The 16,933-nt window shown below is 68.7% G+C and carries 12 protein-coding genes; 6 read left to right on the plus strand and 6 right to left on the minus strand.

Features of this window, described 5'->3' with window-relative positions; genetic code table 11:
• Window positions 1-490: 490 nt before the first annotated feature.
• A complete protein-coding gene (locus Q664_RS47335) occupies window positions 491-4,450 on the minus strand; it encodes a bifunctional serine/threonine-protein kinase/formylglycine-generating enzyme family protein (protein ID WP_043412784.1) in 3,960 nt (1,319 codons plus the stop codon).
• 132 nt (window positions 4,451-4,582) lie between these two features.
• Here Q664_RS47335 and Q664_RS47340 point away from each other — a divergent pair, with 132 nt between their 5' ends.
• A complete protein-coding gene (locus Q664_RS47340) occupies window positions 4,583-5,440 on the plus strand; it encodes a sigma-70 family RNA polymerase sigma factor (protein ID WP_326938802.1) in 858 nt (285 codons plus the stop codon).
• Between the two features lie 18 nt (window positions 5,441-5,458).
• Here Q664_RS47340 and Q664_RS47345 read toward each other — a convergent pair whose 3' ends face one another.
• Window positions 5,459-6,559, minus strand: a complete 1,101-nt coding sequence (locus Q664_RS47345; RefSeq protein WP_043412788.1) for an ADYC domain-containing protein — start codon at window positions 6,557-6,559, stop codon at window positions 5,459-5,461.
• A gap of 267 nt (window positions 6,560-6,826) precedes the next feature.
• Here Q664_RS47345 and Q664_RS53730 point away from each other — a divergent pair, with 267 nt between their 5' ends.
• Window positions 6,827-8,155 (plus strand): matrixin family metalloprotease, encoded by a 1,329-nt coding sequence (locus Q664_RS53730; protein WP_052519592.1) that lies wholly within the window; start codon window positions 6,827-6,829, stop codon window positions 8,153-8,155.
• Window positions 8,156-8,167: 12 nt separating this feature from the next.
• On the opposite strand, the gene Q664_RS47355 is transcribed toward Q664_RS53730, so the two are convergent.
• Complete coding sequence (locus tag Q664_RS47355; RefSeq protein WP_063934892.1) at window positions 8,168-11,089, minus strand: CHAT domain-containing tetratricopeptide repeat protein; 2,922 nt, start codon at window positions 11,087-11,089, stop codon at window positions 8,168-8,170.
• Between the two features lie 353 nt (window positions 11,090-11,442).
• Between Q664_RS47355 and Q664_RS47360 the strand changes: the two genes are divergently transcribed.
• On the plus strand, window positions 11,443-12,012 hold the full coding sequence (locus tag Q664_RS47360) for an ankyrin repeat domain-containing protein (RefSeq protein ID WP_043412792.1): 570 nt from the start codon (window positions 11,443-11,445) through the stop codon (window positions 12,010-12,012).
• A gap of 88 nt (window positions 12,013-12,100) precedes the next feature.
• On the opposite strand, the gene Q664_RS47365 is transcribed toward Q664_RS47360, so the two are convergent.
• Window positions 12,101-13,351, minus strand: coding sequence for a sterol desaturase family protein (locus Q664_RS47365; RefSeq protein ID WP_052519593.1), 1,251 nt, complete (start codon window positions 13,349-13,351; stop codon window positions 12,101-12,103).
• Window positions 13,352-13,417: 66 nt separating this feature from the next.
• On the opposite strand from Q664_RS47365, the gene Q664_RS47370 reads away from it, so the two are divergent.
• From Q664_RS47370 to Q664_RS47375, 3 genes are all read left to right on the plus strand, one after another.
• On the plus strand, window positions 13,418-14,005 hold the full coding sequence (locus tag Q664_RS47370; protein ID WP_043412793.1) for a Crp/Fnr family transcriptional regulator: 588 nt from the start codon (window positions 13,418-13,420) through the stop codon (window positions 14,003-14,005).
• A 71-nt stretch (window positions 14,006-14,076) separates the two neighbouring features.
• Complete coding sequence (locus Q664_RS58630) at window positions 14,077-14,298, plus strand: hypothetical protein (protein WP_152622774.1); 222 nt, start codon at window positions 14,077-14,079, stop codon at window positions 14,296-14,298.
• Window positions 14,299-14,459: 161 nt separating this feature from the next.
• Entirely contained in the window at window positions 14,460-15,038 is a 579-nt protein-coding gene (locus tag Q664_RS47375; protein ID WP_152622775.1) for a hypothetical protein, read from the plus strand.
• A 30-nt stretch (window positions 15,039-15,068) separates the two neighbouring features.
• On the opposite strand, the gene Q664_RS47380 is transcribed toward Q664_RS47375, so the two are convergent.
• Both Q664_RS47380 and Q664_RS47385 read right to left on the minus strand, forming a co-directional pair.
• Window positions 15,069-15,410, minus strand: a complete 342-nt coding sequence (locus Q664_RS47380) for a M14 family metallopeptidase (RefSeq protein ID WP_043412795.1) — start codon at window positions 15,408-15,410, stop codon at window positions 15,069-15,071.
• Complete coding sequence (locus tag Q664_RS47385; RefSeq protein WP_043412798.1) at window positions 15,404-16,774, minus strand: hypothetical protein; 1,371 nt, start codon at window positions 16,772-16,774, stop codon at window positions 15,404-15,406. The genes Q664_RS47380 and Q664_RS47385 overlap by 7 nt, the downstream gene beginning before the upstream one ends.
• Between the last annotated feature and the right edge of the window lie 159 nt (window positions 16,775-16,933).

Consider the following 16,933-nt stretch of genomic DNA (forward strand, 5'->3'; position numbering starts at 1 on the left):
CACGAAGTATAGGAGCGAAGGGAGGGTCCAGGAAGGAGGGGAGGGCGGTACTCGAGAAGAAGTCCTCCAGGAGAACTTCCTCGGATTGAAGTCCTTGTCGGGACAGAGGGCCTGCTCCGCTGCGTGGAAGGCCTCGACGGTCTGACGAAGGGGATGCTCCCTGTACTCCCGATAGGACTCGTACGTCTTCTTGCGGAGGGTGTCCCGGTACGCCCGCTCGTTGTCCCGCCAGAGCTCGCTCCTGTACCGGTGATTCACTCCCTGCTCGAACATGTTCCGCTCGAAGCGGGTTTGCAGCTGCCCGAGGAACGTCAGCGGGAACGCCTTCGCCTCCTTCTCACGGACGAAGACCTTTTCCACGTTGAAGGAGTCCATGCCCACCAGCACGTGGTACGTGAGCCCCCCTGGGGAGCGCCGCCCCCCTGCGCGCCATCACTCGCACCCCGCCGCGGACGCCGGAGGAATGGGGCTCCGCTGTCTCCTCCCTGGGTCATGGAGAAAACGAGGCACAGACGCGCACGCCGATCGCTGCATCACGCGCCGTCGGATCTCCCTCGGAGATGTTCGCGACGTACGCGCCGAAGGAGTTGTAGTACCAGGCGCCACCCCGGAGGACGACGCGCCCGAACTCAGCGGTGGGCGAACGTGTGAGCTCGAAGGCGTTTCCGGCCATGTCCTCCAGACCGAAGGGGCTCTCCGAGGCCGGGTGGGCGCCGACCATGTCGGGCCCGAAGGCAGTGGGCAGTCGGCCGTAGGTCTCGTCGATGTTGGCGTCGTCGGGCTGCAGCCGCTGACCATGGGGGTAGCGGCGGCCATCGGCGCCACGGGCGGCGTACTCCCACTCGTTCTGGCTGCACAGGCGCGCTCCAGGGAGACGCCCCGAGTGGTCGAGCCAGTAGAAGTAGGGGACCAGATCCTCGGCGGAGACGCCGGAGAGGGGAAACTGACGCCAGTCCGCGGTATTGCGCAGGGTGCGCGCCGGATAGCGAAAGGTCTCCCCCTCCTTCGCCGAGAAGACGTCCTCGTGCGAACGGTAGAAGGAGAAGCTCCACCCGGCGCCGGGTTGCCACCGCAGCGTGACGGCCCCGGTGGTGCTGAAGCGCGGCAGCTCGAGGAGCCGTCTCGCGGGCGCATCCGGGGGCAGGGTGTCGAGGTAGGCCAGCCAGTCGCCGAACGTCACCTCCCGTTTGCCGATCAGGAAGCCCTCGTGGAGACAGACCCGGTGAAGCGGCGTGCTGAGCATGAAGAGCCGCAGTTCCTCCGGATCGTCGCTGCCCAGGAGGAAGCAGCCCGGCGGGATGTAGACATAGCCGGTGGGCACCTCGGTGGGGAGCACGAGGCGGAGTTGCTCGCGGGCGCCGTGCGTGAGGAGCAGGGGCAGTCTCACCGGCACGCGGCCCGGGTGCGTGACGTGGAGGAGATAGGATCCCTCGGGCAGGCGCAGGCGGGAGATGGGCGTCGGGCCCAGGGGACCCACCTCCGGAACGGGCTGGCGGTGTCGCGTCCCCTGGAGGTCGACGTAGCGCTCGAGCTCGACTCGTGCGCCGGGAGGATCCGTCACGAGCTCGAGCTCGCCCGGGGCCCGGAGCCGTTGCCGCCACTGCGCCCCCTCCTTCGCGGTGTCGGTCACCTGCTCCAGGTGTTGAGCCCAGGTGTCGCGCTCGCGCCGCTGATGGAAGCGCTCGGCGAGGAGGACCCGTTCGTAGGTGACCTCCGCGATGAGCCGGCGCGTGTCCACGTGGTTGCGATCGCGATCGAGGCCCTTCTCCAGGAACTGGCTCGCGCGGGCATAGTCCGCCTCGGCCTGCTCACGCAGGGAGAGTGCCTCGGCCCATTGCCGCTCAGCGGCCTTCCTGCGGTCACGAGGGCTCGGCAAGGTCCCGGGGCCGACGGATGGAGAAGGCCGGCCGTCGAACAGCGCCAGAGCCTCCTCTCGGCGCGCGCTGGCGCGCTCGGCGAAACCACGGCCCGTGGCAAGTACCTTCCGCGCCGAGCTGGCCTGGGCGGCCACGAAGCGCGCGTCCGCGAGGTATGTCTGCAGGCGAAGACCGCCATAGGAGGCAGTGACGGCGAGTGCGAGGGCGAGCGCGGCGAGCCAGCGGCCCCAACGCTGGCGTGTCACGGCGAGGCGGGAGGCGAGGAGAAAGGCACGCTCGCGCGGACCCAGCGAGGAGGGCTCCAGGGGAAGCGCCTCGTCGAGCTGATGCTGCCCCCAGAGGACCTCCCTGGCACGCAGCAGGCGTTCCCACTCGGCGCTCGCCGTCTCGAGCCGTTTGCGCACCGCCCGATGGCCGGTGTCGTCGTCGAGCCAACCCCGCAGCGTCCCCCAACTCTCGATGAGCGAGTCGTGGGCGATCTCGCAGCGCGGTTGGCCTCCCGGGGTGTGCGTGTGCAAGAGGCGGCCGTCGACGAGGGCGCGAAGGGCGGCACGGGAGGCCCCATCCGAGCCCTCGACGAGCTCCTCCTCGGCGCACGCCATGCGCGTACCGTCCCCCGTCACGAGCCTGAGCAGGAGGCGCCGCGCCGCCTCGCGCTCGTTGGGACTCAGGCGCGCGAGCACTCCGTCCGCGTGCCGCGACAGCGCTCCGGCCACGCCGCCCATCTCCTCGAGCGCCGCCCGGGTGATGCGGCCTTGTACCGGGTTGCGCCGCTCCCATAGCTCGGCGAGCGCGAACTGGAGCAGGGGAAGGCTGCCCACGCCACGCGCCGTGGACTCGACGAGTGTCTGGACGAGCTCCGCGGACTCGAAGACCACGCCCCGGCTGCGCGCGGGACCGACGATGGCCTCACGCACCCCCTCGGGCGGCATGGGGCGGAGGATGTAGAGCGCCCGCTCGGCCTCGTCACCCAGGCCGGGCAATGCGCACAGGCGTGTCAGGAAGTCGCCACGCACCGTCAGCAGCACGCGCACCCCCTGTGACGGCAGGGCGAGCTCGCCGAGGAGGCGCGCGAAGTGCGCCGCCTGGACCGGCTCGGAGAGGGTGATGAGCTCCTCGAGCTGGTCGACGAAGAGGAGCAGACCCCGCCCGTCCTGGTGCACTTCGCGCAGCGCCCGCCCGAGCCATGCCGGCGTGTCGGCCAGCGCGGTGACGAGCTCCGCCTCCTTCCGGCCAAGGACAGGCGCGAGCGCGGCGGCCAGGGCCTCGAGCGGGCGGCGGCCGGGCCACAGCGTGGCCGTGATTCGCTCACGCGCGCCGCCCAGCATCCCAGCCTCCACCCGGGGCAGCACGCCGCTGCGGCACAGCGAGGACTTGCCGGCTCCAGAGTCCCCGGCGACCAGGACGAGCGGCCGGTGGTGGAGGCGCTCCAGCACGGCGCGAATGTCGGTGTCGCGTCCGAAGAAGAGCGCCCGGTGCTCGGCCTCGAAGGGCGCGAGACCGCGGTAGGGGTTGCTGGCGGCCAGGGGGACGGGGTCGATGCTCCGCTCGAGGCGTTCGAGGGCCTCGCAGAGCGCCTCGGCCGAGGTGAAACGCTCGAGCGGGTCGGGCGCCAGGCACCGCGCGATGATCAGCGCGAAGTCCGGGTCGATCTCCGGTCCTCCCTCCCGCGAGCCCCCCGCCTCCACCCCACGGGGAGGATTCCGTGGCAGCTCGCCCGTCCACAGCTCGTGGAGCACGCGGCCCAGGGCATGGAGATCACTCCTGGGGGACGCCGGAGCACCCTCCAGGAGCTCGGGGGCCATGTACAGCCGCGTGCCCGCGAGGCCCGTGTGGGACGACAGCGGGGCCGCACCTGGCTCGAAGCGCTCGGCCAGACCGAAGTCGAGCAGCTTCACCTCGCCGTCCCTGGTGAGCAGGGCGTTGGAGGGCTTGAGGTCGCGGTGGAGCACCCCCTGGCGATGCGCCGCCGCGAGCCCCCGGGCAAGGCCGAGGCCAAACGCCAGGACCCGGCGCCAGGGTACTGGCAATGGCAGCTCCGCGAGGCTCTGGCCAACGACATACTCGGAGACGATGTATGGGTGCCCGCCCACCGCACCGACGCGGAACACACTGACGACGTTCGGGTGCTGCAACCGGGCGAGCGCGCGGGCCTCGGTCTCGAAGTACGCACGGACCCAGGGCTCGGGCTGACTGGAGGCGATGAACTTCACCGCCACGCGCCGGTCCAGCGAGGTGTCATGCGCCAGGTAGACGACGCCCATGCCGCCACGGCCGAGCACGCGCTCCAGGCGGAACTCGTCGAACACCTCGGGCGGCGTCCAGGGGAGACCCGGCTCCTCCACGTCGACGCCGGCCGGTCCGGAGCGCTCCGGGACACCTGGCTTCGCCCCCAGGCCCCCTCGCGAGACCGAGACGAGGAGGGTCCGGCAGGCACCGCACCCGGTGGCGTGCTGATGGGCACGGGCCAGCGCCTCGTCGGACAACCGCTCATCGAGGAGTTCAACCAGGACCTCATCCGTCAGGCAATCGGATGCGCCCGACCCGTTGTCACTGGAAGTGAATGAGCGCATGGAGTCGGGAGATTCAGGTTGGTGGCGGATTGCAGGCCTGGCGAAGCGCATGGTACAGCAATCCGCATGGTGCAAGGGTCTGGGCTGGCGGCGACGTTTATCGCTCACGCGAAGGTGCGATTCGCGCCTCCCGTGGATACCGCCACTCTCGAACGTCTGCTCGGCCGCGCATGGGAGACCTCCCGTGCGCAGTGGCCGGCCGTGGCGCTCCCCGCCGAGCCGTTCGTGACGCACCTCGCCGAACGGCTGCCCGAGGCGGGGCCCCACAGCCCCATCGAGCCACTCCTCGAGCAACTCTCCCTGGCGGAACTCTACCTCGCGTGTGCTTGCGTGCGAGGGATTGCCTCCGCCATCGAGCTCTTCGAGCGCAACTACCTCGCCATGCTACCGGGGCTGCTCAGGGGTCCCAAGCAGTCCGATGCGATGATGGACGAGGTGTGCCAGTTGGCACGCGTGAAGCTCCTGGTCCACACCCCCGAAGGTGGCCCCAAGCTCGCTGAGTACACGGGACGGGGCGCGCTGCTGAGCTGGGTGCGTGTCACCGCCGTGCGTATCGCCATCAAGCTGCGGGCCGTCGAGAAGCCCGCGCCAGAGCAGGACGCGGACACCCTCTTCGCGGCACTGCCAGCGCCAGGAGTCGACGCGGAGCTGGATCTCATCAAGCGGCGCCACCAGACCGACTTCCGCCAGAGCGTGCGCGAAGCCTTCTCCGTGCTCTCGGCGGACGAGCGCCACGTGCTCCGCCTCTACTTCGTGGATCAGCTTTCGATGTACGAGCTGGCCGCGCTCTTTCGCGTCAATCAATCGACGGTCTCCCGCTGGTTGAAGACTGCAAGGCAGGCCATCTACGAGGAGACGCAGCGCCGTCTGCAGGCGCGGCTGGGCCTCTCCCACCGTGACTTCAAGAGCTTCCTGGCCGTCCTCGACAGCCAGCTGGAGCTGGGCCTCAGCCAGTTGCTGAAGGAGGAGGACGGCCCCAAGCAGGGCTGACGCGGGGGACGGGGAGTCCTACGGCCCCTTGTCCTGGGGGACGGCACCCTTCGGAGGTTCATAGGACTGGTTGCTCAGCAGCGCCGCCGCGGGGCTCATATCCGTACGCCGCACCGTGCAGCGCTCTCCCTTGCCCAGCTCGAGCGCCGCGCCCGTGCGGAAGCGGTTGGGGCACTCCTGGAGAATCGCCGACAGAGCGCGGCCGTCGCGAGTCCGAGCCAGGCAGGTGGCCCCATCGGTCGCCCAGGCCGCCTCGAACGACGCCCGCGCGGGCTCCCAGCCCGCCGAGGCCTCGGTTGTCCGCGCGAGCACGCCGAGCCGATCATAGATGTCGAGGGCGGTGTCCTCGTGCGTGTGGCTGCGGCCGTTGCCGCAGTAGTCAGCGCGAGCCATGCGCGTGCAGGCCTGGTGGAAATGGGCCAGCGATTGCCCGGCGTGGCTCGCCCAGGGCTTGTAGCCCCAGCTGATGCACTTGGTGATGGCGCCGTTCTCACAGGCGAAGGTGAACCTGCCCGGGGTGGGGTGGTGGGCGCCGCTCTCGTCCCAGACGCCGCCTACCGCGAGCGCCCGGGGATCTGGCACGCGAGCCAGGGCGACACAGGGGTTCTCCCACTCCTGGGCCACCGCGTTCCAGGCCTCGATGCGGTACCAGGCCATTCCGGGATCCTCGGGGGAGGGCTCCGCGCCGCAGATGGCCACCTCCACGGGCTTGCCGTCACTCGCCCTGCCTTGGAGCACGGTACCGACAACCCCCCTCCCCGCGGGCAGCCCTCGCGCGGGGGAGGTGGCGGAGGTGGCCACCAGGAGCCCCCCCTCGAGCTTCATGGCCTTCACCTGGGCATCCGCCAGCCGCAGGGGCTCGAGTCCGACCGAGACGAGCACACTGCTGCGCTCGTCGGCCACCTTCTCGGTGTCCCAGTCCCGCCGGGTGCCCCACAGCATCGTCCCCTGGGGCTTGACGGTGCGGTGGAGCGACTGGGATTGGCATCGCCGAGCATAGCGCTCGGCCTCGGCCACCGGGGCGGCCACGCTCGCGGGTCCGGGGGGCTCGGCATGCGCCAGCATGGGAAGCTGAAGACACATCCAGGCAAGCAGATACTTCCTCATCATCGCGGTCATGGCCCTCTCTCCTTTGCCTTCACGTCGGTGGGCGCGAATCGCCGGCCCGCAACCGAGGAGAGCCGGTGACCTGGAGAATCATGCAGGGAATCCGCGAGCTCCTTCGCAACCGCGTGGGGCAGGAGCCGTCTTCATCCAGGACACGCGCTCCTGTCGAGGCGTGATGCGATTTCTCCGCATCATTTTCGACCTCGTTGGCTCATGCATTTCGAGATGAGTCCACGAAACCCTTCAGGTTCCCTGACTCCTCAAGAAAGGTGCAACCACATGGAATCCAACTCGCGCATGGGCAGCAACCGCCCGGCTCCTTCGTCCAGCCGGAGAATCACCGCCTCGCTGTTGCTGGCGGGGATTGCGTTCACTCCCGCGTGCGGTGGTGGACAGGACGGTGCCCAGGACGTCGCGGCCCCTCTCGTGCAAGCCCAAGCCAGTGCCCTGGCGGAAGAGGGCTTGAAGCGTGGCGCCCGGGGTCCCGAGGTGCTCAAGCTCTACGAATACCTGAAGGCCTACGGTTACTTCCCCAATCCCGAGCTCGGCAAGTATTCCGGCTGGCGGCCGGTGGTCGCGGAGGAGCCCGCGGATCCTCAGGTCTTCGACGCGGTGCTGGAGCGCGCGCTCGTGCTCTTCCAGCGTGCGCATGGGCTGCCCCAGGACGGCGTGCTGAACGAGCGGACGCGGCACCTCATGCAGCAGCCCCGCTGTGGGTTCCCCGACAACGTCCGGGCCGGTGGAGACCCGGCGCAGGGCTTCACCACCTTCGGCTCTCCGTGGCGCAATCGGAACTACATCCGCTACAGCTACGCGAGCCTCACGCCGGATATGCCCGCGAGCACCGTGCGGTCCGCCCTGGACGGGGCGTTCGCCCGCTGGTCGGCGGTCGCGGGGCTGAGGCTCCAAGAGGTCAGCGCCGGCGGTGGCGATATCGTGATCAACTTCTACTCGGGCAATCACGGCGACGGCGGCACCGGAAACGATTTCGACGGCCCTGGCGGTGTCCTGGCCCACGCATTCTCTCCGCCCTACGGTGGTCACGTTCACTTCGATGAAGCGGAGACCTGGAGCGACGGCAGCTCCGGCACCGACCTCTTCTCGGTGGCGGTGCATGAGTTTGGCCATGCGCTCGGGCTCGGTCACTCCGCCGACACCTCCGCGGTGATGTACGCGTATTACACCGGCGTGCGCCGCAACCTGGCCGCTGACGATATCCAGGGCATCCGCTCGCTCTATCCCAACAACGTCCTGCTGACGGACAAGAGCCTCTCCGTCGGGCAGAGCATCTCGTCGAAGGATGGCCGTTTCGGGCTCGGCATGCAGGGCGACGGAAACCTGGTCCTCTACTTTCACGGGTACGGGCCCCTGTGGTCGACGGGGACCTGGAACACGCAGGGCAAGTCGGCCTGGATGCAGCACGATGGCAACTTCGTCCTCTATACGACGACCACCCCGACGGTCGGCTATCACCTCTGGTCGAGCGACACCTACGGGTGGGCGGGCTCCTACGCCTATCTGATCCTCCAGAATGATGGAAACCTCACCATCCGTCTCTTTGGCGACGATGGCCTCGTGCTCTGGAGCTCGAACACCGGCGGACACTGAGCTCTCCGGTGTTCACGGTGAGGGAGGGGCAATGGCGCGCAGCGGGGCGTCGCTGCCCACGGCGATGAAGGGGGCCCAGTAGTGGGGATGGACCTCGCTCAGACGCAAGGAGCGCATCGCCTCTCGCAGGGCCGTGGCCCGGCCCTGCCCCTCGAGCAGGTTGCGGTAGTAGCGCTCCATCAGGGCTTGGGTCGTCTCGTCGTTCACCTTCCAGAGGCTCATGACCACCGTTTCGGCTCCCGCCACCACGAGGGCGCGGCGCAGGCCGTAGACCCCCTGGCCCAGTTTGACGTCGCCCCGGCCCGTGTCGCAGGCGGAGAGGATGACGAGCTGGGTGCCCCAGAGGTTGAGCCCCGCCAGCTCGAGCGCGGTGACGAGCGCGGCGTCGGGCGGCGGGGAGACGTCAGGCGCCGGGGCGCGTGCGCTGGAGAGGATCAGCCCCGAGCGCAGCAGGGGGTCGGGGGGGCGCGGTACGAAGGCGTTGTCCCCCAACGCACCGAAGTGGCTCACGGCTCGGGAGTTCTTGGGGACGGGGGCGTCCTCGAGGAAGAAGCCGTGGGTGGCCAGGTGCAGGATACCGGGCGTGGCCAGTTGCAACAGCCTCTCCTTGGTGGCCTCGGGGCCCAGGAAGAGCTGGGCCTGGGGAAGGAGGCGCTGAATGCTCTCGGCCTCTTTGCGAGTCCCCGGCAGGGGGAGCCAGGGGGTGGTGGCGAGGTCCGCGCTCCGCGTGGAGAAGAAGCGCTCGAGCGCGGCGGAGCGCTCGGCGAGCTCGGGGGGGACGGCGGAGGCGGTGGGCGCCGTTCGCCGTGAGGCATTGAAGTCCGGGTCGGCGAGGACGAAGACGGAGGTCGCGGGGGGGAGCTCCTGAGGGCGGGGCAGGAGCTCCTTGCCGGAGGTGAGATAGGTGAAGTCGAAGGAGTCGAGGAGGAAGCGGCGGCCGTCGTGGAGCGCGGCGAAGGGGACCAGGCCCAACTGTCCGTCGGGAGACAGGAAGATGCGGCGGGTGGTGCCCAGCAGGGGCCGCAAGGGCTGGAAGGCGAGCCGATGGAGGGCCTGGGCCGAGGGCAGGAATCGAGCGTCGCGGCGTGCGAGCTCATCGCGCAGACGCGTGGCGGCCGCGTCGATGGCCGCCGCGGGCCCCAGGTCCAGGGCCTGGGTGGAGCCATCGGGGAAGAGCACCAGCGCCAGGTAGCGCAGCTGGCTGGGGGTCTTCCCGGGTTTGGAGGCGACGGGGCTGTCCTTGTAGGCGATGAACTCGACGAGGGCGCTGTCCTGGGGAAGCGAGGCGGCGACCCTGTCGACGATCTCGGCGGTGGAGGGCAGTGCGGTGAGCGCGCGGAGGGGGGCGGAGCGCCGGGCCAGGTCCGCTTCGAGGGCATCGCCCTCGGCGATCAGCGTCTGGAGGCGCTGTTGGTAGTCCGCCGGGGCGAGCGAACCGGGGCCCGCGTGCGAGAGGGTGGCCAGCTGGGTGCGCAGGCCGCGCAGCCGCTCGAGGGTGCCGCGCTCCTCGGTCCCCAGACTCCGGTGGAGGGTGCGGGAGATGTTGGCTGTCTCCTCGACGGAGCGGCCCTTGAGCAGAAGCACGGCGCCGAGGGCCAGTCTCCGCACCCGGGCATCCTTGGGATGCTCGCGCAGGAGGGCGTAGAACAACTGCTCGATCACGCGCAGATGTTGAAGGAAGCTGACCAGGCGCGACTCGGAGAAGCCGAGTGCCTCCCGGCGCAGGCGCTGCTCCATCACGGCGAAGGCGCGCGTGAACAGCGGCAGGGCGTCGTCGAGGCGCCGCTGGGCCACCCGGAGGATGGCGAGGTTGAGAACGGCGAACTGGGTGTTGAGGTTGTACTTGTCAGGAGCCGCATCACTGATGGCGAGTGTGCGATGGAGGAGGGGCTCGGCCCGGCTGTACTGCCCCTGCTCCATGTAGAGGGCCGCGAGGCTGTTGAGCGAGACGGCGACGTCGAGGTGTTGAGGTCCGAGGGCTGCTTCTCGGATGGCCAGCGCGCGCTGGTACAAGGGTCTGGCCCGGCTGTACAGCCCCTGTTTCTTGTAGAACGAGGCGAGGTTGTTCAGCGAGTAGGCGACGTCGGGGTGGTCGGGGCCGAGAGCCGCTTCGCGGATGGCCAGCGAGCGCTGGTACAGGGATTGGGTCCGGTCGTCGTACAACTCCTGTTCCGCGTAGAGGACGGCGAGGTTGGAGAGCGAGATGGCGACATCGGGGTGGTTGGGGCCGGAGGCCGCTTCGTTGACGGCGAGCGCGCGCTGGAAGAGGGACTCGGCCTGACCGTACGCCCCCTGGCTCAAGTAGAGTTTGGCGAGGTTGTTGAGTGGGTAGGCGACGAGGAATGGAGGGGTGCCGGGAGTGGCTTCATAGAGGGCAAGCGCGCGCCGCAGGAGCGGCTCGGCCTGGCCGGCCAATCCCATGCTCTCGTAGTGGTTGGCGAGGTTGTTGAGCGAGGCGGCGATGCGGGCATGGTTGTCGCCGGGGGCGGCTTCATTGATGGCGAGCGCGCGCTCGAAGAGGGGGGCGGCCCGCTCGTACAACCCCTGCGCGGAGTAAAGGATGGCGAGGTTGTTGACCGAGGAGGCGACAGAGAGGTGGTCCTTGCCGAGCGCCGCCTCCCGGAGGGTCAGCGCGCGTTGAAGCAGGGGTTCCGCCCGCGCCAGGTCCCCTCGCCGCCGATGAATGTCCCCGAGCAGGTGCAGGCAATTGGCGACCTCGGGATGGGTACCTCCGAGCACGGCCTCCCTGAGCGTGAGCGCCTGCTCGGCCTGGGCCAGGGCCTCGGAGTAACTGCCTGCGTCCTTGAGCTTCGTCGCCTCGTCAAAGGCGGTCTGCGCCTCCTGCAGCCGCGCATCCGCCGACGCCTGCCCTGCCGCCGCACCCGCCGTGCAGCAGAGCATGATGACCGCCATCCACCCGAGCCAGCGCCTCACGTCTACCCTCCTGGATCCCATGAGCGGTAATCTACCGTGGAGAGAACGAGGCACGGACCCTCCAGACCGAAAGGGCTCACCGAGGCGGGGCCATCGGAGGCTGGGCTCGAGCCGGTTTTGTGGACATACCTCATAAGTGGCGCCTGCCCCCTGTAGAGCGACAGCAGAAACGAACCCCCTCGCGCCACTAACGTTGACCCCGCTGGTTCGGTGCGAAGCGCCCTCCCTGGCATGCCCCGAGCCCGCGGTGCTGTCCAGGTCAGGCTCGCTTTCGCGAGTCGCTACGCGCCCCTGGACAGCGTCCTCGTCACGGGCGGTGGGCTGACTGCGTGAGGCCAGGGGCCTCACCGCAGGTGGGGGGGGGCAGAGTTACTGTCGTCAACGCCTGGGACGTCAAACGCGACCTGACCCCCTTATGGGTAGCCATCTGCGAGCAAGAAGTGGTGGCCCTCGAAGTGCTCGTGAGGGCGGGGGCCGACCCCAATGTTCGCAGCAGCGAAGGCATCATGCCGCTGCGGGCATGCGCGGAGGTGGGCAGTCTTTCCATGGCTGCTCTGCTCCTGTACGCGGGGGCCGCCCAGACCATCAACGACTGGGGCGGGCTGTCCGGGTATACCGCTCTCGGGCATGCGGCACGCCGACTGGATCTCCCCATGAGCAAGCGGCTGCTCGCCGCAGGCGCTGACCCGAGGGCCCCGGACGAGGACGGTCGGCCCGCGCACTACCGCCTGCCGCCGCGCGCTGAATCCGATTCCCAGACATGGGACGCCGCGTTCGAACTGCTCGGAGGCGCGAAGGACCGCATGCCGTTCTATGCCAGCCGAAGTCAGTCCGTTCAGGGGTCTGTTCTCAGCTCGAAAGCAGGAGGGACCCCTCCGGGCACGGTCTCGCCAGACTTGTCCAACAACTGGACAAGTTCGTGAAGAGCGCGCCCGGAAGGCGGACTCACCCACCCCTGAAAGGACTTTGTTCCGGCCGCTCGACCTGGGCAAGCCCAGACCTGAGGTGGCTTCAGCCCCCGTCAGGCCTCGCCGCTACGTGGGGCCGGAGCGGCCCCAGGACTCCCACCACCAGCCAGGTGAGCGAGAGGGCGAGCCAGGCCGCGGAGAGGGCGCTCCACGCCTGGGGCGCGCCGGCCCGCATCAGCCACACCGTCACCGCCACGCCCATGACGAGCACCCGCGCCAGCTCCAGCGGAAGGCTCCAGCGTTTGGACTCCAGCATCCCGCTCCAGGCGGTCGCCATGCCCCAGAGCAGCAGGCTCAGCACCAGCTTGCTCCAGCCCGACAGCGGTGAGGCATGGTGGCTCACCAGCAGCATGAAGGGCATGGACGCGAACAACTGGAAGACGAGGTAGCGCCGGATGCCGGGCAGCTCCGTCGAGGAGTACTTCACCTCCACGCCGTCCTGCTTCCAGTAACCCAGCGAGCGCGGGGGAAGGTCCGCCGGCCGCCAGCCCGTGGGCATCACCCAGATGCGCAAGCGGTCCCACGTGCTCTTCGTCGCGAGCGCGTCGCCGATGAGCCGGGCCCAGGCCTGGAAGTTGATGGCCGTGGGGTCCCACGTGTTCGCCGGGGTGGTGAGGCCGTAGGAACAGGGCTCGACCTCCTCGGCGTAGGTGCCGAACATCCGGTCCCAGATGATGAGGAAGCCCGCGTAGTTCTTGTCGATGTAGGCGTCATTGCGCGCGTGGTGCACGCGGTGGTGCGAGGGCGTATTCAGCCAGGACTCCACCCACCGGGGCATCTTGGGGATGACGCGGGTGTGCGGGATGAACTGCAGCACCAGGTGGAAGGCCACCATCGCCAGCACCGCCTCGGGTGGGAAGCCCACCAGCACCAGCGGCCAGTAGAAGAGGAACGAGAAGAGCCGCTGCGTCACGCTCGCGCGCAGGGCCACCGCGTAGTTGAGCTCCTCCGTGGAGTGGTGGGGCGAGTGCGCCGCCCAGCCGATGTTGGTGCGGTGGCCGAAGCGGTGGAACCAGTAGAAGAGGAAATCCACCCCGAGGAAGAGGGCCACCAGCGACAGCGGCGACGAGACATCGAGCCGCCACGGAGCGAACTGACCGAGCCGCGTGAAGAGGGGAAGCACCAGCAGCGCCACCGCCACGTTGACGCACTGGTTCATCACCGCCGTCCCCATGCTCGCGATGGAGTCCTGGAAGCTATAGTAGCCGTTGCGCCTCGCCACGCAGTACGCGAACTCCGCGAGGGCCAGGACGATGACGAAGGGCGTGGCCACGGCGTAGATGTTCAAGGTCATTCGTGCTGGTGTATGGCATCCGGGCCGGTCGCCGCCTTGACCTGGGTCAACCCGAGGGACTCCCCCATGAGATTCCCGAAGCTCTTCGAGCGCCTCGCGGCGCAGGTCTCCCTCCCCGCGGAGGAGTGGGAGAAGGCCGAGGCGCTGGCGTCGGAGCAGGTGCTGGCCAGACGCGAGCTCTTCCTCCAGCCCGGAGCGCCGTCGGACCGTTTCGCGCTGGTCCTCCAGGGCGTCTTCCGGGCCGTGCGCGTGTCGGCGAGCGGCGCCGAGTCCATCAAGGCGTTCCGCGCGGAGGGCGAGCTGATTGGCGCCTACGCGGAGATGCTGCAACGGCGGCCCTCGATGACGGCGATCGAAGCGCTCGAGCCGAGCCGCGTGCTGGTGTTCCGGACGAGAGACCTCGAGGAGCTCGAGCGGGGCCACGTGTGCTGGGAGCGGCTGGCGCGGCGGGTGGCGGAGTACCACTTCCTCCTCAAGGAGCGCCGCGAGCAGGAGTTCCTCGACCTGACCGCGGAGGAGCGCCTGGTGCGGTTCTGGGAGGAGCACCCGCACCTGAAGGGCCGCGTCCCCCAGCGCGACGTGGCGGCCTATCTCGGCATCACCGAGGAGGCCCTGAGCCGCATCATGTCGCGTCGCCGCAAGCAGCGGGGGTGAGCCGGTTGCCAGGCGCCGGAGTCCAAGGCGGTTTTCCCGATCTCCAAAGAATAAAGAAAAACATCAGTCACATGACCCTTTCGGAGGCCAAACAGGCGGGAATCGTCATGTATGGAGATGCCTCGTTTTCCATCGACGCATACGCGGTGGAGCACTTTCAAGGCTTCGCGCATTTCGTGGCCGCGGTGATTGTCGATGAAGCCCATGGCGTTCGACCTCGCCATGGTGTCGAACTGGTCGAGGTCGTCTATCTTACGGAGGGCTGCTCTCGAGAGCATTGGCGAATACCCTAGGTGTTGGGTGTGAGCCACTGGTGGTGAAGAACACCTTGTCTCATCTGGCCGGCCGATACAGATATACGTGCAGCCGCAGACGTGGGGCTGGAACCTCCGCCAGCCTGTTCTCTCATTCACCCCAGAGTGACTGACAGCGGCTCTTGAAAGGAAGCCATTCGATGAGAGCAACGATTATCGCTGGCATTTCCCTGGCCTCCTTGCTGGCGAGTTCCGCCCTGGCGGGGACCGAGGCCGATGAAGCAGCGGCCGAGGCCGAGCAGTCGGCGCAGCGCGCTGAGGGAGCGGGCGAAATCTCCACGCTGCAGGGGAGCGGTCCGTTCAATACCATCCAGGACATCAAGAACTACGACGCGGCCACCCAGGGCTCAGCGCGCAAAGTGACCTTCGTGGACGGCAAGGTGGTGCAGGATCTGCTCGGCTTCGGTCCGGCCGAGAGCACGGAGTACTTCTTCTGCAGTGGCGAGAATAAGTATCGCCTTCAGTGCTGGAATCCCTACTCGCGGGCTTCGTACTGGGACGGTTCGCTGCTCTCGCTCTTCCCGGGCGCGGACACGCGGATCTACGTCGATGGCTCGCTCTACCGGTGGAACACGGGGGCCTGGGGACAGACGGTCTACATCACGACCTGCTACGGCGATAGCAACTCGGCGATGAGGGTGCCGTACAGGTACTACCGCGTGACGTTCTGGCAGACCCTATCGGGCACGCTCATCAACCGCACCTGCTCTACGCCGTAAGCGCCACGTCTCAGTCATGGTTGAGCGCCTTCAGCGGCCTCGCTGAGCCCGGAACCACGCGGCGTAGGGCGTGTTCTCCACGCGGCGGCGGTTGAAGTCCGGGCTGCCGTCCGTCCACCACGGCGGCCCCCTCTCCCCGAGTGCCACCTTCGCCAGGTGCACCCGCGCTCGGGCTTTCCGCTCCGCCTCCGCGTCATGTGCCCGGAGTGCCAGGCCCACGTCCCGCCTCGCGTGCATCAGCGCTTCCACCAACAGCGCTCGCTGTTTCTGTCCGAGCGTCGGGTTCGAGCGCCTCCAGAGCTGCCCGTCCACCACGATGTAACGGCCATCCGGCGTGGTGAGCGGCGCGGTTTTCGTCGTGGGGCTCAACATCCCTCTTTGCGGCGCATGAGGATGCGGCTGCTCTGCCCGCCCTCGTGGGTGCCGTTGGGGCGCTTATACAGGTAGTCGCTCACGTCCTGCAGCGGGACGTTCACCGTCCTCGCCTTGAACGGCAAGTTGACCAGCCTGCCGCGCAGTTTGTCATTCTCCCACCCGGTGACCTCGAACCACAGCTGCTCGGAGCCGCCGTCATCGGTGCGGAAGCTCGCCCTGACCTCCAGCCTCTCGGGAGGCTGAAGCCCTTTCTCCACGCGGGGCTTCAGCTCGTCGAGCCGCAGGCGGGCCTTGCGCGCTACCTCCGCCAGCTCGGGGTCTTCCGGTTTGACGCCCATGAGGGAGACGGGCCTCTTGCCAAAGAGTGTGTCGAGCGCCGCCTGGTGCCGCTCGTGCGCCGTGCCGCTGCCCGGGAAGACAATCTCCAGCAGGTGTTTCTGGGGGCCTGCCTTGCCGTGCCTGGCCTCGAGGGCCCGCAGCTTCATGTTCATGTTGCGGCGCGCCCCCTCCGCCATCATCTCCTCGAGCAGGCACTTCACCCTGGCGTCCTTCAAGCGCGCCAGGTCCACGTTCAGGGTCCCGTCCTTGGACAGCTCGAGGCCCTCGGCCAGGAGCTGCGCGACAACGCCAACGAGCATCCCCATGTCCTTGAGCATCGAACTCGGCACCTGCTCCACGACCAGGTCCGGCAGGCCGAGCTTCACCATCCCGCTCGTGGTGACGCGCCGGCTCTCGCCCTCGCCGTGCACGTCGACGGTGATGTGCGCCGGCACGGCGGGTACCCCGCCGCTCCAGCGGTCCAGCCGCTCCTTCTTCCAGCACAGGGGCGAGTAGTAGTCGCGCGTCGATATGTCCCACAGGATGCCCTCATGCTCGACGGCGAGCTGGTGGGCGAAGCGTGTGGCCGCCAGGAGCGCCTCGTTCCGCCGGGCGAACGGCACGTGGAAGGTCAGCGCCGTGGCGTGCCTCGCTCCGAGCAGGCGCTTGCGCTCCTCCGCATTCAGCCTCTGGCCCCAGACGTCCAGAACCGCATCGTCGGTGGGGATGAGCCCCTCCGAGGGCACTGTCTTGAACTCCACCGCGGGCCGCGGTGCCTCGGGCTTCCTCGCTCCGGCGAGTTCCTCGTACTGCGACGTCAGCAGCTCGCGCGCCTCGGCCACCACGTCCCCTTTCGGCGGCGTGGGGTGGAAGAGCATGAAGGTGTAGATGAGGGTGATGTCCTCGTTGTGGAGTCGTGGGGCCGGGGAGGCCGTGCTGGCGGCAGGTGGTGTCGCCTTCCCGGCCGCGTGGGCCCCGGAGACCAGGCACAGCAGCAGGCCGCCGAGCAGCCGTGCCACGATGGACATGCGAGGGAAGGTCATGGAGGGACTCCAGGGCGCGATGCGTGGAGAGGGCTTGCGTGCACGGACACTGAATGGTCACGGGGCGTCCCCCAGGTTGTCCCCGGGACGCGCCCCGTGTGGAATCAGGGATGCCCGATACCCTCACCCCGTCCCTCTCCCGGGGGGAGAGGGGAAGTG

Source organism: Archangium violaceum Cb vi76, assembly GCF_000733295.1.
Taxonomy (GTDB): Bacteria; Myxococcota; Myxococcia; order Myxococcales; family Myxococcaceae; genus Archangium; species Archangium violaceum.

Bases quoted from the DNA above. Each gene is read 5' to 3' on its own strand.
- Q664_RS47335 (WP_043412784.1), bottom strand. From the start codon at position 4,450: ATGCGCTCATTCACTTCCAGTGACAACGGGTCGGGCGCATCCGATTGC.
- Q664_RS47345 (WP_043412788.1), bottom strand. From the start codon at position 6,559: ATGACCGCGATGATGAGGAAGTATCTGCTTGCCTGGATGTGTCTTCAG.
- Q664_RS53730 (WP_052519592.1), top strand. From the start codon at position 6,827: ATGGAATCCAACTCGCGCATGGGCAGCAACCGCCCGGCTCCTTCGTCC.
- Q664_RS47365 (WP_052519593.1), bottom strand. From the start codon at position 13,351: ATGACCTTGAACATCTACGCCGTGGCCACGCCCTTCGTCATCGTCCTG.
- Q664_RS47370 (WP_043412793.1), top strand. From the start codon at position 13,418: ATGAGATTCCCGAAGCTCTTCGAGCGCCTCGCGGCGCAGGTCTCCCTC.
- Q664_RS58630 (WP_152622774.1), top strand. From the start codon at position 14,077: ATGACCCTTTCGGAGGCCAAACAGGCGGGAATCGTCATGTATGGAGAT.
- Q664_RS47375 (WP_152622775.1), top strand. From the start codon at position 14,460: ATGAGAGCAACGATTATCGCTGGCATTTCCCTGGCCTCCTTGCTGGCG.
- Q664_RS47380 (WP_043412795.1), bottom strand. From the start codon at position 15,410: ATGTTGAGCCCCACGACGAAAACCGCGCCGCTCACCACGCCGGATGGC.
- Q664_RS47385 (WP_043412798.1), bottom strand. From the start codon at position 16,774: ATGACCTTCCCTCGCATGTCCATCGTGGCACGGCTGCTCGGCGGCCTG.